Here is a 646-nt window from a genome sequence, read left to right as displayed (position 1 = left end):
TCTCTATCCGCGCGCCGGTTTCGTCACGCAGACGGATGACGATAAAGCCGCGGCGGTGGTGGCCCAACGGGTGGCGGACATTATCACCCGTACCGGGCAACCCCATGTGTACCAGCCGCTGACCGGACAACGGGCTGACGGCTACTGGCCGCCGGGCCCGGTGCAGGAAAATACCGGCACAAAGAATCATCAGTGGCAGCGGTTATCACCGACATTAAGCCAGACCTGTGCCGTGTTTCCTGACGGGGAACGTGCGGCTGCTATCAATGGTAATCAGGCTTATGCCCTGTGGCAGCCCTACAGCTGCTGTCAGCGCCGGGGACAGCGCTTTCTCGGCAGCACGGATATCTGAATAAGGAAATAAATCGTTATGATGAAAAACAAGTCCTTCTGGCTGGTGACGGGCACCCTCCTGCTTACGTCGGTGCAGGCCGGTGCTGCCGGGCTGTCCCTCACCTTACCGCAGGTGAACCGGAGTGCGCTGGGTTATGGCGCAGAGACCAGCGGGGCGGTGTCCGATACGCTGTTTTATACCTTAGGGGGCGGCTCGGTGATTTCAGAGCCGGCCAGCCGCAGTGGTTCCGCCACACTCGGTGGATTAGAACTGGGCTGGCGCTCGGATTTGATGTGCGGCAATTTTGACCTG

General features: G+C 60.1%; 1 protein-coding gene and 1 pseudogene. Both read left to right on the top strand.

Annotated features, from left to right (window positions below):
• On the top strand, positions 1–352 hold a 352-nt coding region (locus tag Xinn_RS21335; protein ID WP_211286052.1), incomplete at its 5' end, for a TraU family protein.
• A gap of 21 nt (positions 353–373) precedes the next feature.
• Positions 374–646 (top strand): annotated as a pseudogene (locus tag Xinn_RS21330) (integrating conjugative element protein); the annotation flags it as partial.

The sequence above is a fragment of the Xenorhabdus innexi genome (assembly GCF_002632485.1).
In the GTDB taxonomy this organism is placed as follows: domain Bacteria; phylum Pseudomonadota; class Gammaproteobacteria; order Enterobacterales; family Enterobacteriaceae; genus Xenorhabdus; species Xenorhabdus innexi.
This window is presented reverse-complemented; position numbering and strand designations above follow the sequence as displayed.